Genomic DNA, 23402 nt, shown 5'->3' on the forward strand with positions numbered 1-23402 from the left:
GCGCCTTCGCACCGCAGGCCCGGGGGCGCGCATTGCGGTTTTATGTGGGCAAGTCACCCGGTGGCTGTGTGTGCTGCGCTCGGCACACAGGGTTTCGGTCATGCGTGTGGTCAAGATGATGAATCCAGCCCAGGTCAGCCGTGCGTGAGCCTGGTGGGCGGAGCCACATAGCCGGTGACCTTCGCGGGAACCCGGTGACACACCAGTAGCACCGGCCAACAGCCCAAGGACAACCGGAGACACGGGTACTTCGGTCGGCTGACACTCGGGCGTGTGCATTCGGACACGAAGATCTCGAAGTCGTCCAGATGGACCGGGCCTGCTTCGACCCGAGCACCTGACCGTGGGCGAGGTCGTGTCAGCCTGTGGCCGAGGCCGGCCCGGCTGGCGTAGGCGCACCGGGGCCGCCCTGGCCGGCCGCGCGGCTCCAGGCCGTCTCGCGCAGCAGCCGGAGGCCGTTGAGGCCCACGATGACGGTGGAGCCCTCGTGCCCCAGTACTCCCAGCGGGAGCGGCAGATGACCGATGAGGTCCCATGCGACCAGGACGGAGATGAACGCGCCGGCGACGACCAGATTCTGCACGACCAGCCGGCGGGTCGCCCGGGAGAGGGCGACGACCGCGGGTACGGTGGCGAGTTCGTCGCGGATGATGACGGCGTCCGCGGTCTCCAGGGCCAGATCGGACCCCGCCCGCCCCATCGCGATTCCGACGTGGGCGGCGGCCAGCGCGGGTGCGTCGTTGACTCCATCGCCCACGACCAGAACCCTGCGCCCGGCCCGCTCCTGCTCGCGGACGGCGGACGCCTTGTCCTCGGGGAGGAGCCCGGCCCGTACGTCGGTGATGCCGGCCTCGGCGGCCAGCCGGGCGGCGGCGCGGGGATTGTCGCCGGTCAGCAGCATCGGGGTGCAGCCGGTCAGAACGGCCAGCGAGGCAACGGTCGCCGCCGCGTCGCACCGGATGCGGTCGGCGATGCCCAGGACACCGACCGGCAGGCCGTCACGCAGGACGAGCACCGCGGTGCACCCGGTCTCCTCCATCGCGGCGGCCGAGGCGGCGGCCCGGCACGCCGCGGGTGAGCCGGTGTCACGAAGGAGCCGGGCGGGGGAGCCGACGGCGACGCGGCGGCCGCCGACGGTGGCGGTGACACCCGTACCCGGGGCCGAGGTGAACTCCGAGGCGGGGAGCAGGGGGAGCTTTCGCTCCCGGGCGGCACTCACGACGGCGCGGGCCAGCGGATGCTCGCTGGGGTCCTCCGCGGCGGCGGCCAGTGCCAGCAGCCTGTCGCCGGTCAGCCCCGCTCCAGGCAGGGGACGGATGTCGGTGACGCGCGGGGTGCCCTTCGTGAGGGTGCCGGTCTTGTCCAGCGCGACCGCGTCGGCCTGTCCGAGGCGTTCCATGACGACGGCGGACTTGACGAGGACGCCGTGCCGTCCCGCATTGGCCATGGCGGAGAGCAGGGGTGGCATGGTCGCCAGGACCACGGCGCAGGGGGAGGCCACGATCATGAACGTCATGGCGCGCAGCAGGCTGCCGGTCAGGTCGTCGCCGAAGGCGAGGGGTACCAGGAAGACGGCCAGGGTCGCGGCCACCATGCCGAGCGAATAGCGCTGCTCGATCTTCTCGATGAACAGTTGGGTGGGGGCCTTGGTCCGGGAGGCCTCCTCGGTCATGGCGACGATGCGGGCGATCACCGATTCGGAGGTGTCCCGCTCGACGGCGACCTTCAGTGTGCCCGTACCGTTCAGCGTCCCGGCGAACACCTCGTCCCCCGGCTCCTTGGGCGCGGGCAGCGGCTCGCCGGTGATGGTGGCCTGATCGACCTCGCTCGCACCGTCGAGGACCCGGCCGTCGGCGCCGACGCGCTCACCGGGCCGGATGCGGATGACGTCGCCGACCACGAGGTCCCCGGTGGCGACGCTCTCCTCGCCACCGCCCGCCGTGACGCGGGAGGCGGTGGCCGGAGCGAGGCCGAGGAGTCCGCGGACCGCGTCCTGGGTGCGCGCCGTGGCCAGCGCCTCCAGTGCGCCGGAGGTCGCGAAGATGACGATCAGCAGCGCCCCGTCCATCACCTGCCCGATCGATGCGGCGCCGAGCGCCGCCACGATCATCAGCAGGTCCACGTCCAGCACCTTCTCCCGGAGCTCCCGCAGGCCCGACAGGGCCGGCTCCCAGCCCCCGGCGGCGTAGGCGAGCGCGTACAGCGGGCCCCACGCCCAGACGGGGGCACCGGCCAGCTCCAGCGGGAGCGCGAGCAGGAACAGCGCCAGAGCCGCGCCCGCCCAGCGGGCCTCGGCCAGCGCGAGGACGCGCGTCCGGCGCCGGGGGACACCGCCCGGCTCGGCTGACACGCTGCGCGAGGGGCGCGGAAGGACATCGGCGGGCATGACGGAACGACCCCTCAAGGGTGGTGGGAACGACGACGCCCTCACCGTACAGGAATACCTGAACAGGTCTTCATGTGTCATCCGTAGAATGGGCGCCATGGGTCACGGACGCGACGAGCAGAGCACCGCCACCACCCGGGAGCGCCTGGATGCCGTGGGGGCAGCAGGTGTCGCCTCGACCCTCCAGGCGCTGGCCACGCCCTCCCGGCTGCGGATTCTGGCGCGCCTCCAGGAGGGGCCCTGCGCGGTCGGTGACCTTGCCGAGGCGGTGGAGATGGAGCCCTCGGCCTGCTCCCACCAACTGCGCCTCCTGCGGAACCTGGGGCTGGTCGCGGGCGAGCGTCAAGGGCGTTCCATCGTGTATTCGCTGTACGACCACCACGTCGCCGAACTCCTCGACCAGGCCCTCTATCACGTCGAGCACCTGCGTCTCGGACTTCGTGACATGCCCGCCGAGACGGCAGCGGCGGCGCCGGGGCGCTGAGTGCCCGGCGGCGCGGGAATCTCGTCGCGCCCGCAGTGTTGAACCCTGTGTGAGCTCCTCCCTTGCATCGACCCGCTTCTCCTTCCTGGACCGTTCCCGCACCCGCGAGGGACACGACGCCCCGCAGGCGCTGCGCGACACCGTCACGCTGGCGGGCACGGCCGAGGCCCTCGGCTACCACCGCTTCTGGGTGTCCGAGCACCACAGCGTTCCCGGCGTGGCCGGTTCGGCGCCGACGGTGCTGGCCGCGGCCGTCGCGGCCGCGACCTCCACCATCAGGGTCGGGACCGGCGGGGTGATGCTCCCGAACCATCAGCCCCTCGTCGTGGCCGAGCAGTTCGGAGTGCTCGCCTCTCTCTTCCCGGGCCGGATCGACATGGGGCTGGGGCGGTCGGTCGGCTTCACCGACGGGATCCGCAGGGCTCTCGGCCGGGACAAGGAGGACGCCGACGCCTTCGCCGGGCAGCTCGCCGAGGTCCTCGGATGGCTGGACGGCACTCAGCAGACCCACCCCCAGGTCCATGCCCTTCCGGCCGAGGGGCTGCGCATCCCCCCGTACGTCCTGGCGACCGGCCGGGGCGCCACCATCGCCGCCGGGGCCGGTCTGCCGCTCGTCGTGGGTGATCTCCGGGGCCGCGACAAGCTGATCCGGGCCGTCGAGGCCTATCGCAGTGGCTTCCGGCCCTCGGTGTGGGGCCGTGAGCCCTACGTGATCGTGGCCGGGACCGTGGCGCTCGCCGCCACCGAGGAGGAGGCGCGGCGACTGCTGGTTCCCGAAGCCTGGTCCATGGCGTACGCGCGCACCCATGGCACGTTTCCGCCGCTGGCGCCGGCCGAGCGGATCGAAGCGCTGGCCATGACGGAGAAGGAGCGCGCGCTGTTCGAGGACGGACTGCGCGGACATCTCGCGGGGACCGAGGACGCCGTGGCCGCCGGAGTCGAGGCGGTGGTCAGGGAGACCGGCGCGGACGAAGTGCTGGTCACCACGAGCACCTACGATCGTGAGGCGCTGGTGGACTCGATGCGGCGGCTCGCGGGTATCGCGGGTATCAGCTGAGTGGCCGGTCGCTTCCGGGGTGACCGAACAACAGGTCGTACCCCGGGGGCAGCTGCAGTAGGAGGCGCTGGAGCAGTTCCTCGCCCGAGGCGTCGGCCACCACACTGAGCACCGCGCTGGTGTCCCAGGCCGCCGTCCGCTCGCTCGCGCCCTCGATCCAGGCGGACACTGCGCGTACGAACCGCTCGGAGCTGAGTGGTTCGGCGGCCTGCAGGGGGTTCAGGAGAATGAGCGCGAACGTCTCGGGAAGCCGGGCGGCCAGTTCGTTGCGCTCCTCGCCCACCAGGTGCGCTCCGAGCAGTGCCAGCACCACGCGCGACGCGCGCTCCGCCTCCAGGGCCGATGGGTAGGCGCCGCGTTCCTGCACGGCCTCCAGGAACGCCTGCCATCTCATGTACGTCACCGGGCCCCCTTCGCGGAGCGCGAGCGGAGAGCGGGGCGGGGGAGGGGAAGCCCGTGCCCCGCCCTCCGCGTATCCACCGTATGTCGCCTCATTTCCGGTATTAACACCGGTCGGCGGGGAGGGCAAGCGGGGCGCGGTCCCGCAGCCTCCCGAGTGTTCGGCTCCGGAAGTCCTTCGGGGGCGATCACGGTGTCGGCGCAACCCAGCGTTACTGCGGACGATCGGCCGTGTACCGGTCGGGTCCGGCCCGCGCGCGACAACGAGCGGGCGGATCAACAGAGTTCGTGCCGAGTGCCGGCGGTGACGGATCGGAGCTTGTCCGGGTTTGCCACGTTGTGGATGGTCGAGATGCGGCCCTCCGGGTCGAAATCGAGGGTGATCGTGGCGATCACGCGGTCCGGGCCGCGGAAGACCACCCCCGGGCCGCCGTTGATCCAGGTGATCTCCGCCCGCATCTGCCCGGGCTCGATGCCCCGGTAGGTCACGGTGCCGAGCGCGGCGAACCAACCGGCCACGGTCCCCAGGCCGACGACCGGCTTGAGGGCCTGGCGGACCTTGCCGCCGCCGTCCGTCCACAGCGTCACGTCCGGGGAGAGCACCTCCCTGAGGGTGTTGATGTCGTCGCCCGTCGCCGCCGCGAAGAAACGCTCGGACTGAACGGCACCACGGCAGGCCGGCGCAACGGCTCGGCGCGGCTACGCAGCCCGCGCGCACCCACGCCCCCGGCGAGCAGAGCCAGGCCCTGGCCGCTCGGTCACGGGGCCTCACCGGAAGCGGACCCCGCCCGGTCACCGCTCGACATCTGAGCGGTGACCCACACGACCGGCTCGGAAGCCGGCTGCCGAAGGGGTTCAGGGACCGACCGCCAAGCCGCGCCCCTGGTCATTCCATGGGGTAGATGTCCCCGCTCGCCATGCCACTGACCTGCACGCTCTGCGATTCGAGTCGGAGCGCCTCGTCCTTGAGGCGCCGCCGTTCCGCAGGGTCGGCGGCCTGCTCGGCGGCCTTCTCGAGGTCCTTGGCCCGGCCGCGCATCTGCTGGAGACGGCCCCGGACATCTTCTGACTCGCTCATGATCACTCCCTGGCGCTGGGCGGAGCGGACTCCTCCACCGAACCAGGCACCCGGGGGTGCGCGCATCTCAGCGAGAGCGCCGTGAGCGCGGAGTGACCGTGAGGAGTGAGGTCCTACTCGAACCGCGTCAGGTCTCCGGCCCCCCGGCGTACGACCTCCAGCTCGCCGCCGGAGAAGTCGATGACGGTGGTCGGCTCGGTCCCGCAGTCACCGGAGTCGAGCACGACGTCCACCACGTGGTCGAGACGCTCCTTGATCTCCCAGCCCTGCGTCAGCGGCTCCTCCTCGTCCGGCAGGAGCAGCGTGCTGGACAGCAACGGCTCACCGAGCTCGGACAGGAGTGCCTGCGTGACGGTGTGATCGGGGATCCGGACGCCGACGGTCTTCTTCTTCGGGTGGAGCAGCTGGCGCGGCACCTCTTTGGTGGCGGGGAGGATGAAGGTGTAACTCCCGGGCGTCGCCGCCTTGATGGCGCGGAACACGTCGTTGTCGACCTGGACGAACTGGCCGAGCTGCGAGAAGTTCTGGCACACCAGGGTGAAGTGGTGACGGTCGTCGAGGTTACGGATCGACCGGATGCGGTCGATCCCGTCACGGCTGCCCAGCTGACATCCCAGGGCGTAGCAGGAATCGGTCGGATACGCGACGAGGGCGCCGGACCGGATGCTCTCGGCCACGTTGGTGATGGTGCGGCGCTGGGGGTTCTCGGGGTGCACGTCGAAGTACTTGGCCATTGGGCGAGTCTACGGCCTCGGGGCCTTTGCCTTCCGCTCACCGCTAGCCGGCACGGGGAGGCACGGCGCGCAGTGCGGTCAGGGTCTGCGGCCGACCTCGCCGCTTCCGGGAACGCTGCTCTTCTTCCGGACAGCACCGCGCCTCCGGGGCCCGTCTCGACGAGGGGTCCGGGGGCGCGGTGCCTGCGGCGGGCGGTCAGGCTCCAGAGGCGTCCAGCATCGCCGTGCGCTCGACGACCTTGACGCGCTCACGGCCCTGCTCGGCGCCCAGAGCCTGCTCGTGGGCGTCCAGCCGGTGCCAGCCCTCCTTGGTGGTGTACCGGATCCCGCGCTGCTCCAGGAAGTCCACGACCGCGTCGGGCCCGGGCTGCGCGGGGGCCGGCAGCCGTCCTGCGGCGTGGTCCTCCAGCAGGCAGGCCACGGTTTCGTTCGCGTCGCCCTTGGTGTGCCCGATCAGGCCGATCGGACCGCGCTTGATCCATCCGGTGACGTACACCGAGGGCATCGGCTGGTCACCGGCCAGAACACGTCCGGCCGCGTGCGGGACGGTGCCGGAGACCACGTCGAAGGGCAGCTTCGGGAGCTCCTCCGAGTAGTAGCCGACCGCGCGGTAGACGCTCTGCACGTCCCAGTCCGTGTGGCGGCCCGTGCCCTTGACGTTGCCGGTGCCGTCCAGCTCCGTGCGCTCGGTACGCAGGGCGACGACGCGGCCGTCCTCGCCGACGACCTCCACCGGGGACTCGAAGAAGTGCAGGAACAGCTTGTGCGGGCGGTCGCCCACGTCCCGGATCGCCCAGTTCTCGAGCGTGGACGCGACCATGTTGGCCTGCTTGTTCTCCCGCCGGGTGGCGATCGACCCCTCGTCGTAGTCGATGTCCTCGGGGTTGACGATGACCTCGATGTTCGGCGAGTGGTCCAGCTCGCGCAGCTCCATCGGGCTGAACTTCGCCTGGGCGGGCCCGCGCCGCCCGAAGACGTGCACCTCCAGAGCCTTGTTCGCCTTGAGCCCGTCGTAGACGTTCGCGGGGATCTCGGTCGGGAGCAGCTCGTCCGCCGTCTTGGCGAGGATGCGTGCCACGTCCAGGGCCACGTTGCCGACGCCGAGCACGGCGACCTTCTCGGCCTCCAGCGGCCAGGTGCGGGGAACCTCGGGGTGCCCGTCGTACCAGGCCACGAAGTCCGCCGCGCCGTAGGAACCCTCCAGCTCGATCCCGGGTATGTCGAGGGCGCGGTCGGCTTCGGCGCCGGTGGAGAAGATCACGGCGTCGTAGAAGGACCGCAGGTCGTCCAGGCAGATGTCGTCCGGGTAGGCGACGTTGCCGAAGAGCCGCAGCTGCGGCTTGTCCAGTACCTGGTGGAGCGCCTTGACGATGCCCTTGATCCTCGGGTGGTCCGGAGCCACTCCGTACCGGATCAGGCCGAAGGGAGCGGGCATGCGCTCGAACAGGTCGATCGATACGCCCGGCTCCTGGGCGGCCTCGGACTTGAGAAGCGCGTCCGCTGCGTAGATTCCGGCGGGACCGGCTCCGACGATGGCGACGCGGACGGGGCGTGTCATGGAGTGTTGTTCCTTAGGGCGGACGAGCAAGGGCAGAGTGCAGCGGGGTAAGGCTTGGCTTACTCCGCTGCCCCTACGGTACGGCCTGTGCGCGCGAGTCTCTGGGGCGGGGCGGGTGGATTTTACGAAAATAACTGGACGTATCGGCTGGTAATGGTCGGGATTCCGTGAGTGGATGCCGCCCCTGCCGTCTCACGCGGGTCCAGGGAATGAGACGGCGGGTGGTGGGCAGACTGTACGCCGGTGTCTCTGCAGGCTCCCGGTCCACGACGGAGCCATGATGGGCACACGACCGCAGCACTCCGACGAGAGGACAGGTGTCATGCCGATCGATGGCGAGTACGAGCCGAGCCCGACGACGTGGGTCCGTGAGCAGGTCGAGCTCATCGAGAGCTCCGGCGGTACGCAGGGGACCACCCTGCGCGGCATGCCCGTCATCCTTCTCACGACGCGCGGTGCCAAGAGCGGCAAGCTCCGCAAGACCCCGCTCATGCGGGTCGAGCACGACGGTGAGTACGCCGTGGTCGCCTCGCTCGGCGGGGCCCCCAAGCACCCCGTCTGGTACCACAACGTGCGCGCCGACCCGCAGGTGGAGCTGCGGGACGGGACGGCGCTGCGCGACATGGTCGCCCGCGAGGTCACAGGCGAGGAGAAGGCCCTCTGGTGGGGCCGCGCCGTCGAGGCATTCCCCGACTACGCCGACTACCAGGACAAGACCGACCGGGAGATCCCCGTCTTCGTGCTTTCCGCGGCTGCGAAGGGCTGAGGCCGGGAGCGGACCGGCCGGAGCCGGGGCATGCGGGGGAACCTGCTGCCCGGGGCCGGTCCGCTACCAGGACAGGCCTTCGACCGCGGAGGCGATCCGGTCGCGCTCCCAGGCCCCGTCCGCGACCAGCACCCGGTACCGGCGGGTCAGGGTCGCCCCCGGTTCCAGCACCAGCTCCTCGTGGAAGGCGAACGAGGGGGCGACCGCCGCGAAGGTGGAGTTGCGCACGAACCAGTGGGCCGGATGCGTGCCGTGTTCGCCGCTGTGGTCGTTCTCGGGGGAGTGGACGAAGACGAGCGTCGCGTGCCCGTCCGCCTCGTCGTGCTCACCGCTGTACGCGAGCCAGGGGGCCTGCTGCCCCATCATCTCCGGCCCCTCGGCGTCCGGGGCGATGATCCGCCCGTCCCGGAAGGCGCGCGGCCCCCGCCAGAAGAGGCCGGTGTACCCCGCGGCCGGCCGTCCGTGCGTCGTCGGACTGCCGAACCGCAGCGGTTCCCCGCGCCGGTTGGTGACCGAGGACGACCACGTCAGCGCCCAGCTGCCGGTCAGGGCGTCGACGTCGTGCACCTCGATGCGGCGCGTCTCCTCGGCCCAGAGCTCCCCGCCGTGCGGGTGCCACGTCAGCCGTTCCGAGAACCTGACCCCGTCCTCGCGCACCGACACGTCGTCGAAACCGGCGTGCGCCATGGACCCGACGCGCTCCGGGAGGGCCAAGTACCCCTCGCCGTGCACATAGCTGTTGCCGCCCCACAGGTTCGCGCCCGAAAGGTGCGAGGCGGTCAACTGTAGGCCCTTGTGCCAGCGGTGGTCGTTGGGCCGGTACCCGGTCACCACCCGCCCGGACAGCGTGCGCAGAGGATGGATGTAGGGCTTGGGGGCCTCCCACGCGTCCTCGGCCCGGTAGACGTAGCGCAGCAGTTCCACCCCGCTTCCCGTCGCCGTGACGGAGAGGTGGTCACCGTGCCGGTGCACGAGCTCCATGGTCCGTCTCATGCCGGGACCTCCGCAGACCGCTCCCGATGCTCCGGGGCCCAGCCGGGAGCGTTGCCGTGCAGCGCGCCGTAGAAGGGGTCGCCGGGACCGATCTCCCCGGCCCGCACGGTCGACCCGGTGAAAGCCGCCTTGTACAGAGCGGCGACCAGTTCGAGGCTCTTGCGGCCGTCCGCGCCGCTGCTCCGCGGCCTGCGTCCGGCCCGCAGGTCCGCCAGCAGGCCCTTGAGCTGCGCCTCGTGCGAGCTGGGCACATCGGGCCCGAAGTCCCGCCAGGCGTCCGCCTCTTCGGACGTGACCCCGGGCGCCGGTGTGATCCGCCAGTCCGCGTTGCGATGCCCGTACAGATGAACCAGTTCGACCGTCGCCCGTTCGCAGTCGATCCGGATCCGGCTGACCTCGTCCGGGCTGAGCACGCTGTTGACCACCGTGGCCATCGCTCCGCCCTCGAAACGGATCAGCGCGGTGGAGACGTCCTCCGTCTCGACGTCGTGGACCAGCCGCCCCGCCATCGCGCGGATCTCGGCCCACGGGCCCAGCAGATCCAGCATCAGGTCCATCTGGTGGATGCCGTGCCCCATCGACGGGCCGCCGCCCTCGCTGCTCCATGTGCCGCGCCAGGGCACGGAGTAGTACGCCTCGTCCCTGAACCAGGTCGTCTGGCAGTGGGCCACCAGCGGCCGGCCCATGGCTTGTTTGCCGAGCAGGTCCTTCACGTGGCGGGATCCCGAGCCGAAGCGGTGCTGGAACACGATCGCCGCGTACGGGCCTGCGCCGTCGGGGCCCTCGGCCGCCTCGATCGCGTCGAAGTCCTCCAGCGACGGGCAGGGCGGCTTCTCGCACCACACCCAGGCCCCGGCACGCAGAGCGGCCACGGTCTGGTCGCGGTGGAAGCGGGGCGGGGTGGCGAGAGTGACCAGGTCCGGGCGCTGCTCGGTGAGCATCAGGCCGAGGTCGGTGTACGGGTGCGCGATCCCCGCGTCGGTGCAGAACGCCGCCACCGCCGCCGCGTCGATGTCGACCGCGGCGACGATCTCCAACGGCTGCCCGGCGCCGAGGGCGGTCAACGCCGGCAGATGACTGCCGCGCGCGATCGCACCCGTGCCGACGATCGCGACCCGCACCGGCTCCCGGCGCGAAGTATTGCTGGCCGTGACAAACACCCCTTCGGCTGAGGAAAGAGGCGCCCGCCGGACAGCAAGCGCTTTCTCCCGGGAAACCTAGGCTCCGCGCGTGAGGCGGGTCAAGGGGTGCGGGCGGCGCGCTCGCGTCAGGCCTTCAGCAGTCCCGGAAGTCGCCTGAGCTGCACGGCATGCTGGAACGGGCCGCCGCCCTCATGGTCGTTGAAGTCGTACACCTCGATCTCCTTGTCCGCGTGTGCGTACGCGTTGTACGCGGCGAACACGGTGGACGGCGGGCAGGTCAGGTCCTCCATGGCCACGGAGAACAGCGCGGGTGCCCGCCCCCGTGCGGCGAAGTGCACCCCGTCGAAGTAGGCGAGTGTCCTCTCCGTCCGCTCGGCCCGGCCCCGGTGCGTCTTGAGGTAGTCGCCGATCTCGCGGTACGGCTTGCGGTCGGTCATCCGGGTCGCCCGGGGGAAGTCGCAGAGGAACGGTACGTCCGGCGCGACGGCCGCCAGGTCGGGCACCAGCCCTCCGACTGCGAGGGCGAGGCCGCCGCCCTGGCTCGCGCCGATCGCAGCGGTCCGCGAGGCGTCGGCCAGGTGGTGCGAGCGTGCCGCCTCCACCGCGCGCACGGCATCCGTGATCACCCTGCGGTAGTAGTACGTAGCCGGGTCCTCGATGCCCCGGGTCATGAATCCCGGCAGGGAGGGGCCCGAGCCGACGGGGTCGGCGGTGTCGCCCGGGGCCCAGCCGCTGCCCTGGCCGCGGGTGTCCATCACGAAGTGGGCCATTCCGGCAGAGGCCCAGAGCAGGTGCGCGTGGGGCAGGCTCCGTCCCCCGCCGTAGCCGATGAACTCCACGACCACCGGCAGGGGTTCGGTGGTTCCCGCGGGAAGTACGAACCAGCCCTTGACGGGGTGGCCGCCGAAGCCGGCGAACGTCACGTCGTACACGTCGACCGTGACGAGGCCCGTGCCGGCGCGCAGCTCGAAGCGGGCGTCCAGATCGTGGGTTCTCGCCTCGTCGAGCGTGTCCGACCAGAACGTGTCGAAGTCCTCGGGCTCCACCGACCGGCTGCGGTAGGTGTGCAGTTCGTCGAGAGGCAGGTCGAAGAGGGCCATGCGGAACCGCCTTGGGTGTCAGGTGAATGAATGGTCACACCGTACGGCGGTCTGCCCGAACGTCAACCGGCTCTCGCATCGCGGGAAAACGCCTTGCCGGTCCGACCGGCTGCTGCGATTCTTCCGGCATGTCCGAGACTCCGGCCCACAGTTCACGTCAGGTAGCGGCACTCTTCTCGGGTGGGCGCCTGACGGCGATCCCCCGCAAGCCGGCCCGCCGCGAGCAGCTGCTGGAGCACCTCGCGCGCACGCTCTTCGAACGGGACCGCGTCTACACGGAGCGCGAGGTCAACGACGCTCTGCTCGCGGTGCACGAGGACTGCTCCGCCCTGCGCAGGTACCTCGTGGTCGCCGGGCTGCTGGAGCGGCCCAGGGACGGCAGCAGCTACCGGCGCGGCCGGTGACCTGCTGGTCGTCCCGGCCGCGTTCATGGGGTGCGTCCGGGCGGGTGTGACGCGCCTGTCCGGCAGCGGTGCGCGACCGGGGCTTCGCCGCCTGTCAGTTGAGGGTGTCGGGGTCGGGGCCGGTACGCATGCCGCGGTCCAGGCCCGCGATCGCGTCCATGTCGGCGGCCGAGAGCTCGAAGTCGAAGACGTCGATGTTCTGCCGGATCCGTGCTGGGGTGACCGACTTCGGGATCACGACGTTGCCGAGCTGGAGGTGCCAGCGCAGAACCACCTGTGCCGGAGTCCTTCCGTGGCGCGCGGCGACGGAGAGGATCGTCCCGTCGTCCAGGAGGGCGCCCTGGGCCAGCGGGCTCCACGCCTCGGTGGCGATGCCGTGCTCGGCGTGCACCGCGCGCAGCTCGCTCTGCTGGAGCCCGGGGTGCAGTTCGATCTGGTTGACGGCGGGGACGAGGGGGCTCTCCTCCCGCAGTCGGCGCAGGTGCGCGGGCTGGAAGTTCGAAACGCCGGCGGCGCGGATCCGGCCGTCGGCCAGCAGCTTCTCCAGGGCTTGCCAGGTGTCGGCGTACAGGTCACGGGCCGGAGTGGGCCAGTGGATGAGGTAGAGGTCCACATGGTCGAGGCCGAGCAGGTCCAGGCTCGCGTCGAAAGCGGCGAGTGCGGCGTCATGTCCCTGGTCCGCGTTCCAGAGCTTCGTCGTGACGAACAGCTCCTCGCGGGGAATCCCCGACTCGGCCAGCGCGCGGCCCACGCCCGCCTCGTTGCCGTAGACGGCCGCGGTGTCGATGGAGCGGTAGCCCGCCTCCAGGGCGCCGGTGACCGCGGCGGTGGTTTCGTCGTCGGGGACCTGGAAGACACCGAAGCCGAGCTGCGGAATCGTGACGCCGTTGTTGAGCGTGACGGTGGGGACCGTGGACATGGCTGTGCCTCTCACTGGTGTCGGACCACGTAGATCCGCACACGATGGTTACTGGCGTCAACAATAATTGCGCACGCGGGTTAAGCGCAAACGCCGGGTTAAGTGCAAACGCCGGACAGTCCTCTGTGGTGCTTCGTCACTCACTGCGTGCCGTATGTGTGATGGCGCCGGGTGCCCGGCCGTCAGCGGTCCCTCGCGGACGCCCGGGGCGGTATGCGCGAGGGCCGCGGACGGCCGCAATTCGATGATGTGCTGAACTGTCCGGGAAACAGCGGACACAGGAGAGTTTCTTTGAGCAGCTATCGCCAGCCCGGCGTCGTCTTCACCGACCGATGGTTCACGGTCCCGCTCGACCATGACGATCCGGACGGCGAGACCATCGAGATCTTCGGCCGCGAAGCCGTGGCCGGCGACAGGGGTGCGGAACACCTGCCCTGGTTGGTCTATCTGGAAGGCGGCCCCGGATTCGGCGCGCGCCGCTTCGTCGGGGCGGAGGCCTGGCTGGGCCGGGCCGTGCGTGAGTTCCGTGTGCTGCTCCTGGACCAGCGCGGCACCGGCCTGTCCACCCCCGCCAACCGGCAGACCCTGCCGATGCGCGGTGGCCCGAGCGCACAGGCCGACTACCTCGCCCACTTCCGTTCCGACAGCATCGTCCGTGACTGCGAACTGATCCGCCCCCGGCTCGCCGGCGGCGCGCCCTGGACCGTCCTGGGGCAGTCCTTCGGTGGCTTCTGTGCCGTCCGCTATCTGTCGGCCGCCCCGGAGGGGCTGTCCGCCGTCCTGATCACCGGCGGTCTGCCCTCCCTGGACGCGCATGCCGACGACGTATACCGGGCCGGATACCCGCGCATCGAGCGGAAGGTCGCCGCGCACTACACGCGTTACCCGCAGGACGTCGGGCGTGCCCGCGCGATCGCCGCGTACCTCGCCGAGCACCGCCCGGACAGCGCCGGGCACACACTGACGCCCGAGGCGTTCCAGTCCCTCGGCATCATGCTGGGTTCCGGCGGCGGCAGTCACCAGCTGCACTACATGCTGGAGAACGCCTTCGTCGAGGGCCCGCACGGGGCCGAGTTGTCCGACGCCTTCCAGGAGGCCATGCGGACGGCCGCCTCGTTCGCGGGCCACCCGCTGTACGCCCTCATGCACGAGGCCATCTACGGCCAGGGCGCGCGGCCCACCGACTGGGCGGCAGAACGCGTCCGCGCCGAGTTCCCGCAGTTCGACGCCGCCGCCGCACTGGCGGGCGACGGCCCCGTGCTCTTCACCGGAGAGAGCATCCACCCCTGGCACTTCGACGTCGATCCCGCGCTGCGCCCCCTGCGCGAGACGGCGGAGCTGCTCGCCGCCCGGACGGACTGGCCGGCCCTGTACGACGTCGAGCGGCTGGCGGCCAACGAGGTTCCGGTAGCCGCCGCCGTCTACCACGACGACATGTACGTGGACACCGGCCACGCACTGCGCACCGCATCCTCGATCCGAGGCCTGCGTACGTGGGTCACCAGCGAGTACGAGCACGACGGCCTGCGTGCGGGCGGCACCCACGTCCTGGACCGGCTGCTCGCCCTCGTGCGGGGCGAGAGCGACCGCTAGCCTCTGCCGGATCCGTCAGCCCTGGAGAGCGTCCAGTGTGGCGTCGAGGTCGGCCGCCGACTGCGGCGCGCGGTTGTACGGCAGCTTCGCGAGGGCGGCGGCCATGCCGCACGAGTTGCTCACCGCGGAGTAGACGAGACCGGCGCCGATGCCGGCCGACAGCCACCGCGCCGCCGGGAGGCGTCGGCCGGCGACCAGGCCGGCCACCACGAGGGAACCGGCGGCGAGGCGCACCTGGCGTTCCATCGGCCAGGTCGCCCGGGCGCCCACCGGGCGGTCCAGTCCATGGCCGTCGCCCTCCCAGGCGGAGGTCCCGCCGGACAGGGTCGCGGCCTGGATGTCGGCGTCGGCGAGGATCTCGCACGCCCTGGTGGACCGCACGCCGGATGCGCACACCACCAGCAGGGAACCGCGCGCGGAGGCCGACTTCAGGGCGGGCACCGCCTCGGGGAGCCGGTCGAGCGGAATGTTCAGGGCGCCGGGCACGTGCCCGGATGCGTACTCGCCGGGAGCCCGGACGTCGATGACGGTGAAGTCCTCCAGCCTGGCTGCGGCCTCGGAGGGGGAGAGGGATGCGGGGCTGATCACGGGCGGGAATCCTTTCGGTCGCCGGAGTGGGGTCGGTCCGCGGTGGTACTCACCGCGATAACCCCAATAATACCCGTAGGGGTATATCTGTGTGGCGCGGCCGGTCGTACTGCACGTCCGACCGGAGCAACTCCCTGCCCCTGCCCCGAGCCGCTTCCGGAATGCACGCATCCGCCTGCGTTCGCCGAATAGCCTGCCCGGCATGACACAGCAGCTGGAACCCATGCCCGCGGACTGGCGCCGTGCACTGGCGGTGGTCGCCCACCCCGACGACCTGGAATACGGCTGCGCCGCCGCCGTGGCCGGATGGACCGACGAGGGGCGCGAGGTCACCTATCTCCTCGCGACCCGCGGTGAGGCGGGGATCGACACGATCGCCCCCGATGTCTGCGCTCCGCTGCGGGAGCGCGAGCAGCGGGCCGGCGCCGCGGCCGTGGGCGTCGCCTCCGTGGAGTTCCTCGACCACCGTGACGGCGTCATCGAGTACGGCACCGCGTTGCGCCGCGACATCGCCGCCGCGGTCCGCCGCCACCGGCCCGAACTGCTCATCACCCTCAACCACCGCGACACCTGGGGCGGCGTCGCCTGGAACACCCCGGACCACCGAGCGGTCGGCCGCGCCACCCTGGACGCCGCGGGTGACGCGGGAAACCGCTGGATCTTCCCCGAGCTGCGCGAGCAGGGCCTGGAGCCGTGGGACGGGGTGCGCTGGATCGCCGTGGCGGGTACCGACCGGCCCACCCATGCGGTCGACGCGACTTCGGGTTTCGAGCGTTCCGTCCAGTCGCTGCTGGCGCATCGCACCTACATCGAGGTGCTGACGGAGGAAGACCCGGAGGCGTACTGCCGTGCGTTCCTGACCGGCGCCACCGCGGCGGCCGCCGAACGCTTCGGCGGCCGCCCGGCCGTCACCTTCGAGGTCTTCGCCCGCTGAACCGCCCGGCCGGCTCGGGCCTGCTCCCCGCCCGGGCCGGCCCCGTCGCCGAGGTCGCCGCTCGACCCGCCGCCTCGGAGTGCGGGGCACCTGATTGACAAACGGGATTGCTGATTCTGCAATGGAGGTCATGAAGGAACAGAATCAGGACGATCCCGAACTCGACGCCGTGCTCACCGGGGTCGGTCCGCGGCTCCGGCGGCTGCGCAAGGACCGGGGTGTGACGCTCGCGGGGCTTTCAGAGGCCACCGGCATCTCCGTCTCCACCCTGTCGCGCCTGGAGTCCGGTGGGCGGCGCCCCAGCCTGGAGCTGCTGCTTCCCATCGCCCGGGCCCATGAGGTGCCGCTCGACGATCTCGTCGGGGCCCCTCCGGTCGGCGATCCGAGGGTCAAGGCCAAGCCGATCGTGCACGGTGCGAAGACCTCGCTGCCGCTCACCGCCCGGCCGGGGGGTCTGCAGGCTTACAAGGTGGTGCAGGAGGCGGCCTGCACCGAGGTGCCCGAGCAGCGCACGCACGAGGGCTACGAGTGGCTGTACGTGCTCAACGGCCGGCTGCGGCTCAAGCTCGCCGATCACGACCTCGTCCTGGCCCCCGGGGAGGCCGCCGAATTCGACACCAGGCTGCCGCACTGGTTCGGGCCCGCCGGCGACGAGCCGGTCGAGTTCCTCAGCCTGTTCGGACCGCAGGGGGAGCGGATGCACGTGAGGGCCAAGCCGAAGCGGTCGTGAACGGGCCCCGGGCCGACGTGCGCCAGGTGTTCCCAGAGGGGCAAGCGACCGCTTAGTATGCGCCGGAGCAGTGGTAATGCCGACAGTGTTGTGGAGGCCCCTCATGCAGGCATGGCGAGTGCACCGGAACGGCGAGCCGAGCGAGGTGATGGAGCTCGAGGAGACGGACCGCCCGACCCCCGGGGACGGACAGGTGCTGCTCAAGGTGCGCGCGGCGAACATCAACTTCCCCGATGCGCTGCTCTGCCGCGGCCAGTACCAGGTGAGGCCCCCGCTGCCTTTCACCCCCGGAGTGGAGATCTGCGGCGAGACGCAGGACGGGCGCCGGGTGCTTGCCACCCCCAACCTCCCGGAGGGCGGCGTCGCCGAGTACGTCGTCGCGGACGAGGCGGCCCTGCTGCCGGCCCCCGAAGCCCTCGACGACGCCGAGGCGGCCGCACTGCACATCGGCTACCAGACCGGCTGGTTCGGTCTGCACCGGCGGGCACAGCTGCAGGCGGGTGAGACGCTGCTGGTGCACGCGGCGGCGGGCGGCGTCGGCAGTGCCGCCGTGCAGCTGGGCAAAGCCGCCGGCGCCACCGTGATCGGAGTCGTCGGCGGACCCGAGAAGGCCGCCGCCGCCCGCGAACTGGGCTGCGACCTGGTCATCGACCGCCGGAGCGAGGACATCGTCGCGGCGGTCAAGGAGGCCACGGCCGGACGAGGCGCGGACGTCGTCTACGACCCGGTCGGCGGGGACGCCTACGCCAAGTCCGTCAAGTGCATCGCCTTCGAGGGACGCGTCGTCGTCGTCGGCTTCGCGAGCGGCGCCATCCCCACGCCCGGCCTGAACCACGCCCTGGTGAAGAACTACTCGATCGTCGGACTCCACTGGGGCCTGTACAACTCAAAGGATCCAGCGGCCGTCCGCGCCTGTCACGACGAGCTCACCGAACTCGCGGCGCGGGGCGTCGTCAAGCCGCTGATCAGCGAACGTGTCCCCATGGCGGACGCCGCGCGAGCCGTGCAGCGGGTCGCCGACGGCACCAGCACGGGACGCATCGTCGTCCTGCCGTCGGGAGGTGCCCGATGAGCGCGGCCCTCGACGCGGCGCAGATCCGCGGTCTCACCCGGGAACTGCTGGCCGCACACCCTCCGTCCACCACCGGCCGCACGGAGTTCCTCGAGGCGCGCTTCGACGCCGGCCTGGCGTGGGTGCACTACCCCGTCGGGCTCGGCGGACTCGACGCCCCTCGCTCGCTCCAGCCCGTCGTCGACGCGGAACTGGCCGCTGCCGGAGCTCCCGACAACGATCCGCGCCGCATCGGCATCGGTCTGGGCATGGCCGCGCCGACCATCCTCGGATTCGGGACCGACGAGCAGAAGCGGCGCTTCCTGCGCCCGCTGTGGGTGGGTGAGGAGGTGTGGTGCCAGCTGTTCAGTGAGCCGGGAGCCGGATCCGACCTCGCCGCGCTCGGTACGCGCGCGGTCAGGGACGACGGGGGTGACTGGGTGGTCGACGGGCAGAAGGTCTGGACGTCCAGCGCCCACGTGGCGCGCTGGGCGATCCTGATCGCCCGCACCGACCCCGACGTCCCCAAGCACCGTGGGATCAGCTACTTCGTCTGCGACATGACCGACCCAGGCGTCGAGGTGCGGCCGCTGCGCCAGATCACCGGCGAGGCCGAGTTCAACGAGGTCTTCCTCACCGGCGTGCGCATCCCGGACAGCAGGCGCCTCGGTCCGGTGGGCGACGGCTGGAAGGTCGCCCAGACCACCTTGATGAACGAGCGCGTCTCCATCGGAGGGGCTCGCATCCCGCGTGAGGGCGGGATGATCGGAACCGTCGCGAAGGCCTGGCGCGAAAGGCCCGGCCTGCGCACCCACGACCTTCACCAGCGGCTCCTCACGCTGTGGGTCGAGGCCGAGGTCGCCCGGCTCACGGGCGAGCGGCTGCGTCAGCAGCTCGTCGCCGGACAACCGGGCCCCGAGGGCTCCGGCATGAAGCTCGCGTTCGCGCGCCTCAACCAGGAGATCAGCGGGCTCGAGGTGGAACTCCTCGGTGACGAGGGCCTGTTGTACGGAGACTGGACCATGTGCCGCCCGGAACTGGTCGACTTCACCGGACGCGACGCCGGCTACCGCTACCTGCGGTCCAAGGGCAATTCCATCGAGGGCGGTACGAGCGAGGTCCTGCTCAACATCGTCGCCGAGCGCGTCCTCGGTCTGCCCGTGGAGCCGCGCAACGACAAGGACGTCGCCTGGAAGGATCTCGCCCGATGACCGCACAGACCGAACCCGCCCAGGCACCCGACCTGCTCTACTCGGAAGCCGAGGAGGACCTGCGGTCCGCCGTGCGCTCCCTGCTCGCCGACCGGGCCGACGCGCCGACGGTGATCGCCGGGATCGAGTCCGACACGCCGTACGACCTGCGGCTTTGGGAATCCCTCGCCGCAGGGATCGGAGCCGCCGGACTGCTGGTCCCCGAGAAGTTCGGCGGCCAGGGTGCCACCCACCGTGAAGCCGCCGTGGTCCTGGAGGAGCTGGGGCGCAGCGTCGCTCCGGCCCCCTACCTGACCAGCGCCGTCGTCGCGACCGAGGTGCTCCTCGCGCTCGGTGCCGACGACGGGCCGACCGTCGAACTCCTCGGCGAACTGGCGGCGGGGCGCAAGGTGGCCGTACTCGTCCTGCCCTTCGCCACGGCCCCCGCCGACGGAGCCTCGGCGATGACCGGGACCCTGGGGCGGACCGTGACCGGCGTCGCGGAGGCGGCGGCGGCCGACGTGCTGCTGGTGCCCACAGCGGAAGGGCTGTACGCGGTGGAGGCCCGCGGGGAGGGTGTCACCGTCCAGCCCCACGTCCCGCTCGATCTGACCCGCCCGCTCGCCGCGGTCACCCTGGACGGGGCCTCCGGCACCCGGCTCGCGGAGGCGGGACCCTCGGCCGCGGCCGTGGGTGCCGGGCTTCTCGCCGGTGCCGGTCTGCTCGCGTCCGAGCAGCTCGGACTGGCCGAGTGGTGCCTGGCCGAGACGGTCCGGCACACCCGCGAACGCCACCAGTTCAACAGGCCCGTCGGCTCGTTCCAGTCGCTCAAGCACCGGATGGCCCAGCTCTGGCTGGAGGTCGTCTCCGCGCGAGCCGCCGCCCGCAACGCCGCGGACGCGCTTGCGGCCGGCAGCCCGGACGCTCCGCTCGCGGTGGCCGTGGCACAGGCCTACTGCTCCGGGGTCGCCGTGCACGCGGCGGAGGAGTGCGTCCAGCTGCACGGCGGAATCGGGATGACCTGGGAACACCCCGCACACCTGTATCTGAAGCGGGCCAAGGCCGACTCGATCGCGTACGGCACCGCGGGACGGCACCGCGAGTCCGTGGCCGGGCTGGTGGAGCTGCCGGCTCCGTGAGCCGGACACCGGGCGGGGACGCGCGCGCTCATACGTGTCCCCGCCCCGCCCTGCGGGGTGCCCGGAGCGCAGCGGAGGGAAACAGCAGGCGCGGTGCGGTCGGCGCCGGGACGACGGCTGTTCCAACTCTTGGCAGGTACCTGACTTTGTGGGGGTCCGTGCCTCCATACTCGTCGCGTCCCCCCGCCCGCTGCACCCCCACGACCGCCTCAGGGAGACCCCATGGCGCACCTGACCCGTCGCAGAGTCTTCACCACCGCCCTCGCCACCGCCGCCGCGGGCGCGCTCATCCCCACACAGGAAGCCGAAGCGGCCGCCGCCCGCCCCCGCGGTCCCCGCCCGCTGGCCAGGGCACACGCGCACAACGACTACCTGCACCCGCGCCCCCTGCGCGACGCGCTCGCGCACGGATTCACCAGCGTCGAGGCGGACGTCTTCCTCGTCGACGGCGAACTGCTCGTCGCCCACGAGCCCGAGAGCCTCGACCCCGCACGCACCCTCGTCTCGCTCTACCTGGACCCCTTGCTCGACCTGGTCCGCTCCCACCACGCCGGACACCGCGGCGCGCTGCAACTGCTGATCGACATCAAGGCGGACGGTGCCGCCGCCTACCTCGCTCTCGACCGGGTGCTCCGTCGATACCGCCCCATGCTCACCCGCTCCGTCCACGGCCGGGTCCGTACCGGCGCGGTCACCCCCGTCATCTCGGGAGACCGTGCCGCCCGCGTCCCGATGGAGGCACAGACCACCCGGTACGCCTTCTACGACGGGCGACCGGACGACCTCGGCACCGCCGCACCGGCCTCCTTCATCCCGCTCATCAGCGGCAACTGGTCCACGAGCTTCAGCTGGCGGGGGGCCGGCTCCTTCCCCGGTGCCGAACGGGACAGGCTGCGCACCCTCGTCTCCGGAGCCCACGCTCGCGGGCAAAGGGTTCGTTTCTGGGGCACCCCCGACACTGCCGGTCCGGAACGCGACGCGTTGTGGACCGAACTCGTCGCCGCTGACGTCGACCACCTCAACACCGACGATCTGGCAGGGCTCGAGACCTTCCTCCGGCGACGCGAGCCCAGCAGCCGCGGAGGCGGCTGACCGGCGTGCCGATCTCTGCTCCCGGTCACCGTCGGTCAACACCCGTTCGGCGGACACGCCAGTGCGCCGAACGGTCCCTCCGCTGCGCCACACTGGCGGCCGAATGCCGCAATTCCGGCGCGGCGGAGGAGGTTGGCCATGGCCATTTCGATCTCAGTGGTGCTGCTTCTGCTGCTCCTCGCAGTGATCTTCCTGCGTAACGGCGGGCTCAAGGTCTCGCACGCGATCGTCTGCGCCCTGCTGGGTTTCCTTCTCGCGGGTACGAGCATGGCTCCCACCATCCACGAGGGGATCACCGCCACGGCGAACGTGGTCAGCGGCCTGAGGCCCTGATTCCGCACGCACCGTCCGGGTGCGGGAGAATGCAGGTCCGATCGTCGCACAGCGCCGCACGGGGCCGACCGGGGCGATACCGTCGTCCGCAGGCCCCTGCGCGTGCCTCGTGACATGGCTCGGGACCCGACAGCCCCTGGCCACGCACCTGGAGAACGCACCAATGTCCTTCCCGCCCCCCGGACGGCACTCGGGCGCAGCCCACCACGAGTACTGCAACAACGCCCTGTGCTGCCGCTGCCAGCAGCGGCAGTGGACGACGAAGCTCGGCGACGAGCGCCTCTGCGGTCCGTGCGCGGCCTGCTGTCGCGACTGCGGCCGGGCGCCCGCGCCCCACCTGGACGGGCTCGACGACGGGCTCTGCGCGGAATGCCGGGGCCAGTGCGGCCGATGTCAGCGGGCGTTGCCCGCCGAGGGACCCTGCGGCTGCCGCAAGTGGCGCGAGCGCGCGGGGGGCGACCCGGTCAACTACATCCTTCAGGCACTCCCGCAACCGCTGGTCCAGGCGCTCGGCCACCGGCACCCCCGTACCGTGCACGACCTGATCCACCGGGAGCTCGCCCGGCGCACCCCCGACCAGCTCCTGGAGCGGCTCGAGCGCCGGTGGAACGTCCGCTGGTCCCATGCCCTCCACGAGAAGGACGAGGACGGACGGCGCCGCTGGGCACCGCAGGAGATCGCCGAAGCGCTCGTGAGCCCCGGCCACTGCGCGAACCCCCAGTGCGAGGACGGCTACCTGCTCGCCACCGACACTCCGTGCGGTCAGTGCCTGCGCCCCACCCACCGTTTCGTCACGTCGGTGGCCGACCGGACGGCGACCTCGGACCACGCCCGCGCGGCCGCCGCGCAGATCCGGCGCGCACTCGTGGAGAACCGATCCAGGAAGCCTGGCAAGCGGCGGCCGACGAACTGAGCGGCTCAGCCCTTGCCGAGCGCGCCCCGCACCAGTGCCGCGGCGACCACAGCGGGATCCCGGCCCTCTGCCAGTTGCGCGAGCCGGTCGGGCTTGGTGGGAAGGCCGAGCCGCTCCGCGCCCTGCAGGGCTTTCGCGTCGAGGTACGGCGCCTGACCGGGCCACACCGTCTGCACCTCGCGCAGGAAGATGTCGGCTCCCGCAGGCCCGATCCCCGGAAAGCGCCGGAGCGCCGAGCGCAGCGCTTCCGTCTTCCCGTCCGCCTCCTCGCGCAGCCGCCGGAGATCTCCGCCGTACGCGTCGAGGAGGAGCAGGGCACCGTCCCCGAGCTGGGTGGCCGTCCGTTCGTCGTAGCGGCGGTAGCCTCCCTCGCCCAGCGCGTCGACCCGCTCCTGCCAGGTGGCGTCGGCCATGTGGCGCGGCGTGCGCAACCGGTGGGCGAACAACGCCCGCGCCGCGGCCACCGCGATCTGCGCACGGATACGCGCGCTGAGCAGATGGCTCAGGACCAGCAGCTGGTACAAGGGCTGAGGGGCGTCCCGCAGCCGGATACCCGCCTCCGTGGCGAACGTGGTGCCGTGTCGCTCGAGCAGCGCGTCCAGAGTCCCGCGCGCCGTCACGTGAAACCGAAGACGCGCGCGATGAAGTACCCGGCGACGACAGCCGAGCCCAGCATCACCACGGTCGCCCAGAGAACAGGGTGTTCCCAGATCCCCCCGTCGGCGCGCTCGACGTGTGCTTCGCTTATGCAGCCCTCGGCAGGAGGCGTTTCCCCCGGGGGCGTGAGTGAGATAGCCATGTCTCCACCTTCCTCCCGAG

General features: G+C 71.6%; 25 protein-coding genes and 1 pseudogene. 13 read left to right on the forward strand and 13 right to left on the reverse strand.

Going from position 1 to position 23402, the window contains the following annotated elements; translation table 11 throughout:
• Window positions 1-358: 358 nt before the first annotated feature.
• Window positions 359-2386, reverse strand: a complete 2028-nt coding sequence (locus tag JOC24_RS18300; protein ID WP_205021390.1) for a heavy metal translocating P-type ATPase — start codon at window positions 2384-2386, stop codon at window positions 359-361.
• Window positions 2387-2483: 97 nt separating this feature from the next.
• On the opposite strand from JOC24_RS18300, the gene JOC24_RS18305 reads away from it, so the two are divergent.
• Both JOC24_RS18305 and JOC24_RS18310 read left to right on the forward strand, forming a co-directional pair.
• Entirely contained in the window at window positions 2484-2870 is a 387-nt protein-coding gene (locus JOC24_RS18305) for an ArsR/SmtB family transcription factor (RefSeq protein ID WP_205021524.1), read from the forward strand.
• 49 nt (window positions 2871-2919) lie between these two features.
• Window positions 2920-3927 (forward strand): MsnO8 family LLM class oxidoreductase, encoded by a 1008-nt coding sequence (locus tag JOC24_RS18310; protein WP_205021391.1) that lies wholly within the window; start codon window positions 2920-2922, stop codon window positions 3925-3927.
• Here JOC24_RS18310 and JOC24_RS18315 read toward each other — a convergent pair.
• From JOC24_RS18315 to JOC24_RS18335, 5 genes and pseudogenes are all read right to left on the reverse strand, one after another.
• The gene (locus tag JOC24_RS18315; RefSeq protein ID WP_205021525.1) at window positions 3920-4321 is read right to left on the reverse strand and encodes a DUF2267 domain-containing protein; all 402 of its coding nucleotides are present in this window, start codon (window positions 4319-4321) and stop codon (window positions 3920-3922) included. The two genes, JOC24_RS18310 and JOC24_RS18315, sit on opposite strands and share 8 nt — an antisense overlap.
• 281 nt (window positions 4322-4602) lie before the next feature.
• Window positions 4603-4983, reverse strand: a pseudogene (locus tag JOC24_RS18320) (RNA polymerase subunit sigma-24); the annotation flags it as partial.
• 229 nt (window positions 4984-5212) lie between these two features.
• On the reverse strand, window positions 5213-5404 hold the full coding sequence (locus JOC24_RS18325) for a DUF6381 family protein (RefSeq protein WP_205021392.1): 192 nt from the start codon (window positions 5402-5404) through the stop codon (window positions 5213-5215).
• Window positions 5405-5517: 113 nt separating this feature from the next.
• A complete protein-coding gene (locus JOC24_RS18330) occupies window positions 5518-6138 on the reverse strand; it encodes an L-threonylcarbamoyladenylate synthase (protein ID WP_205021393.1) in 621 nt (206 codons plus the stop codon).
• A gap of 196 nt (window positions 6139-6334) precedes the next feature.
• On the reverse strand, window positions 6335-7696 hold the full coding sequence (locus tag JOC24_RS18335; RefSeq protein ID WP_205021394.1) for an FAD-dependent oxidoreductase: 1362 nt from the start codon (window positions 7694-7696) through the stop codon (window positions 6335-6337).
• A 322-nt stretch (window positions 7697-8018) separates the two neighbouring features.
• Between JOC24_RS18335 and JOC24_RS18340 the strand changes: the two genes are divergently transcribed.
• Window positions 8019-8462 (forward strand): nitroreductase family deazaflavin-dependent oxidoreductase, encoded by a 444-nt coding sequence (locus tag JOC24_RS18340; protein ID WP_205021395.1) that lies wholly within the window; start codon window positions 8019-8021, stop codon window positions 8460-8462.
• 63 nt (window positions 8463-8525) lie between these two features.
• Here JOC24_RS18340 and JOC24_RS18345 read toward each other — a convergent pair whose 3' ends face one another.
• From JOC24_RS18345 to JOC24_RS18355, 3 genes are all read right to left on the reverse strand, one after another.
• Window positions 8526-9455 carry a DUF6807 domain-containing protein gene (locus JOC24_RS18345; protein ID WP_205021396.1) on the reverse strand — a complete coding sequence of 310 codons (930 nt, stop codon included), beginning with the start codon at window positions 9453-9455 and terminating at the stop codon, window positions 8526-8528.
• Window positions 9452-10576 carry a Gfo/Idh/MocA family protein gene (locus JOC24_RS18350; protein WP_374104506.1) on the reverse strand — a complete coding sequence of 375 codons (1125 nt, stop codon included), beginning with the start codon at window positions 10574-10576 and terminating at the stop codon, window positions 9452-9454. The genes JOC24_RS18345 and JOC24_RS18350 overlap by 4 nt, the downstream gene beginning before the upstream one ends.
• 146 nt (window positions 10577-10722) lie before the next feature.
• A complete protein-coding gene (locus tag JOC24_RS18355; protein ID WP_205021398.1) occupies window positions 10723-11697 on the reverse strand; it encodes an acetylxylan esterase in 975 nt (324 codons plus the stop codon).
• Window positions 11698-11825: 128 nt separating this feature from the next.
• Between JOC24_RS18355 and JOC24_RS18360 the strand changes: the two genes are divergently transcribed.
• Entirely contained in the window at window positions 11826-12101 is a 276-nt protein-coding gene (locus JOC24_RS18360) for a DUF2087 domain-containing protein (protein WP_205021399.1), read from the forward strand.
• 94 nt (window positions 12102-12195) lie between these two features.
• Here JOC24_RS18360 and JOC24_RS18365 read toward each other — a convergent pair whose 3' ends face one another.
• Complete coding sequence (locus JOC24_RS18365; RefSeq protein ID WP_205021400.1) at window positions 12196-13020, reverse strand: aldo/keto reductase; 825 nt, start codon at window positions 13018-13020, stop codon at window positions 12196-12198.
• A 291-nt stretch (window positions 13021-13311) separates the two neighbouring features.
• Here JOC24_RS18365 and JOC24_RS18370 point away from each other — a divergent pair, with 291 nt between their 5' ends.
• Entirely contained in the window at window positions 13312-14613 is a 1302-nt protein-coding gene (locus JOC24_RS18370; protein WP_205021401.1) for an alpha/beta fold hydrolase, read from the forward strand.
• A 15-nt stretch (window positions 14614-14628) separates the two neighbouring features.
• Here the strand turns inward: JOC24_RS18370 and JOC24_RS18375 are convergent, their stop codons facing one another.
• Window positions 14629-15201 carry a rhodanese-like domain-containing protein gene (locus JOC24_RS18375; protein ID WP_205021402.1) on the reverse strand — a complete coding sequence of 191 codons (573 nt, stop codon included), beginning with the start codon at window positions 15199-15201 and terminating at the stop codon, window positions 14629-14631.
• A 202-nt stretch (window positions 15202-15403) separates the two neighbouring features.
• Here JOC24_RS18375 and JOC24_RS18380 point away from each other — a divergent pair, with 202 nt between their 5' ends.
• The 8 genes from JOC24_RS18380 (at window position 15404) to JOC24_RS18415 (ending at window position 22583) form a co-directional block, all read left to right on the forward strand.
• Entirely contained in the window at window positions 15404-16135 is a 732-nt protein-coding gene (locus tag JOC24_RS18380; RefSeq protein WP_205021403.1) for a PIG-L deacetylase family protein, read from the forward strand.
• A gap of 130 nt (window positions 16136-16265) precedes the next feature.
• Window positions 16266-16865, forward strand: a complete 600-nt coding sequence (locus JOC24_RS18385; RefSeq protein WP_205021404.1) for a helix-turn-helix domain-containing protein — start codon at window positions 16266-16268, stop codon at window positions 16863-16865.
• A gap of 103 nt (window positions 16866-16968) precedes the next feature.
• Window positions 16969-17937: an NADPH:quinone oxidoreductase family protein gene (locus JOC24_RS18390; protein WP_205021405.1), complete on the forward strand. Its 969-nt coding sequence runs from the start codon at window positions 16969-16971 to the stop codon at window positions 17935-17937.
• The gene (locus JOC24_RS18395) at window positions 17934-19127 is read left to right on the forward strand and encodes an acyl-CoA dehydrogenase family protein (protein ID WP_205021406.1); all 1194 of its coding nucleotides are present in this window, start codon (window positions 17934-17936) and stop codon (window positions 19125-19127) included. Before JOC24_RS18390 ends, JOC24_RS18395 begins: the two co-directional genes overlap by 4 nt.
• Window positions 19124-20245, forward strand: a complete 1122-nt coding sequence (locus tag JOC24_RS18400; RefSeq protein WP_205021407.1) for an acyl-CoA dehydrogenase family protein — start codon at window positions 19124-19126, stop codon at window positions 20243-20245. Before JOC24_RS18395 ends, JOC24_RS18400 begins: the two co-directional genes overlap by 4 nt.
• A gap of 222 nt (window positions 20246-20467) precedes the next feature.
• Entirely contained in the window at window positions 20468-21337 is an 870-nt protein-coding gene (locus JOC24_RS18405) for a phosphatidylinositol-specific phospholipase C/glycerophosphodiester phosphodiesterase family protein (protein WP_205021408.1), read from the forward strand.
• Between the two features lie 138 nt (window positions 21338-21475).
• On the forward strand, window positions 21476-21670 hold the full coding sequence (locus tag JOC24_RS18410; protein ID WP_205021409.1) for a hypothetical protein: 195 nt from the start codon (window positions 21476-21478) through the stop codon (window positions 21668-21670).
• Window positions 21671-21833: 163 nt separating this feature from the next.
• Entirely contained in the window at window positions 21834-22583 is a 750-nt protein-coding gene (locus JOC24_RS18415; protein WP_205021410.1) for a hypothetical protein, read from the forward strand.
• 5 nt (window positions 22584-22588) lie between these two features.
• Here the strand turns inward: JOC24_RS18415 and JOC24_RS18420 are convergent, their stop codons facing one another.
• Together JOC24_RS18420 and JOC24_RS18425 are read right to left on the reverse strand one after the other, a co-directional pair.
• Entirely contained in the window at window positions 22589-23203 is a 615-nt protein-coding gene (locus JOC24_RS18420; protein ID WP_205021411.1) for an endonuclease, read from the reverse strand.
• The gene (locus JOC24_RS18425; protein ID WP_205021412.1) at window positions 23200-23382 is read right to left on the reverse strand and encodes a DUF6480 family protein; all 183 of its coding nucleotides are present in this window, start codon (window positions 23380-23382) and stop codon (window positions 23200-23202) included. Before JOC24_RS18425 ends, JOC24_RS18420 begins: the two co-directional genes overlap by 4 nt.
• Between the last annotated feature and the right edge of the window lie 20 nt (window positions 23383-23402).

This window comes from Streptomyces sp. HB132 (genome assembly GCF_016909575.1).
Taxonomy (GTDB): Bacteria; Actinomycetota; Actinomycetes; order Streptomycetales; family Streptomycetaceae; genus Streptomyces.

Excerpts from the sequence above, each read along its gene's own strand:
- JOC24_RS18425 (WP_205021412.1), bottom strand. The coding sequence starts at position 23,382 with ATGGCTATCTCACTCACGCCCCCGGGGGAAACGCCTCCTGCCGAGGGC.
- JOC24_RS18330 (WP_205021393.1), bottom strand. The coding sequence starts at position 6,138 with ATGGCCAAGTACTTCGACGTGCACCCCGAGAACCCCCAGCGCCGCACC.
- JOC24_RS18360 (WP_205021399.1), top strand. The coding sequence starts at position 11,826 with ATGTCCGAGACTCCGGCCCACAGTTCACGTCAGGTAGCGGCACTCTTC.
- JOC24_RS18325 (WP_205021392.1), bottom strand. The coding sequence starts at position 5,404 with ATGAGCGAGTCAGAAGATGTCCGGGGCCGTCTCCAGCAGATGCGCGGC.
- JOC24_RS18405 (WP_205021408.1), top strand. The coding sequence starts at position 20,468 with ATGGCGCACCTGACCCGTCGCAGAGTCTTCACCACCGCCCTCGCCACC.
- JOC24_RS18390 (WP_205021405.1), top strand. The coding sequence starts at position 16,969 with ATGCAGGCATGGCGAGTGCACCGGAACGGCGAGCCGAGCGAGGTGATG.
- JOC24_RS18415 (WP_205021410.1), top strand. The coding sequence starts at position 21,834 with ATGTCCTTCCCGCCCCCCGGACGGCACTCGGGCGCAGCCCACCACGAG.
- JOC24_RS18410 (WP_205021409.1), top strand. The coding sequence starts at position 21,476 with ATGGCCATTTCGATCTCAGTGGTGCTGCTTCTGCTGCTCCTCGCAGTG.
- JOC24_RS18365 (WP_205021400.1), bottom strand. The coding sequence starts at position 13,020 with ATGTCCACGGTCCCCACCGTCACGCTCAACAACGGCGTCACGATTCCG.
- JOC24_RS18315 (WP_205021525.1), bottom strand. The coding sequence starts at position 4,321 with ATGAGATGGCAGGCGTTCCTGGAGGCCGTGCAGGAACGCGGCGCCTAC.
- JOC24_RS18345 (WP_205021396.1), bottom strand. The coding sequence starts at position 9,455 with ATGAGACGGACCATGGAGCTCGTGCACCGGCACGGTGACCACCTCTCC.
- JOC24_RS18355 (WP_205021398.1), bottom strand. The coding sequence starts at position 11,697 with ATGGCCCTCTTCGACCTGCCTCTCGACGAACTGCACACCTACCGCAGC.
- JOC24_RS18300 (WP_205021390.1), bottom strand. The coding sequence starts at position 2,386 with ATGCCCGCCGATGTCCTTCCGCGCCCCTCGCGCAGCGTGTCAGCCGAG.
- JOC24_RS18385 (WP_205021404.1), top strand. The coding sequence starts at position 16,266 with ATGAAGGAACAGAATCAGGACGATCCCGAACTCGACGCCGTGCTCACC.
- JOC24_RS18380 (WP_205021403.1), top strand. The coding sequence starts at position 15,404 with ATGACACAGCAGCTGGAACCCATGCCCGCGGACTGGCGCCGTGCACTG.
- JOC24_RS18305 (WP_205021524.1), top strand. The coding sequence starts at position 2,484 with ATGGGTCACGGACGCGACGAGCAGAGCACCGCCACCACCCGGGAGCGC.
- JOC24_RS18395 (WP_205021406.1), top strand. The coding sequence starts at position 17,934 with ATGAGCGCGGCCCTCGACGCGGCGCAGATCCGCGGTCTCACCCGGGAA.
- JOC24_RS18400 (WP_205021407.1), top strand. The coding sequence starts at position 19,124 with ATGACCGCACAGACCGAACCCGCCCAGGCACCCGACCTGCTCTACTCG.
- JOC24_RS18335 (WP_205021394.1), bottom strand. The coding sequence starts at position 7,696 with ATGACACGCCCCGTCCGCGTCGCCATCGTCGGAGCCGGTCCCGCCGGA.
- JOC24_RS18340 (WP_205021395.1), top strand. The coding sequence starts at position 8,019 with ATGCCGATCGATGGCGAGTACGAGCCGAGCCCGACGACGTGGGTCCGT.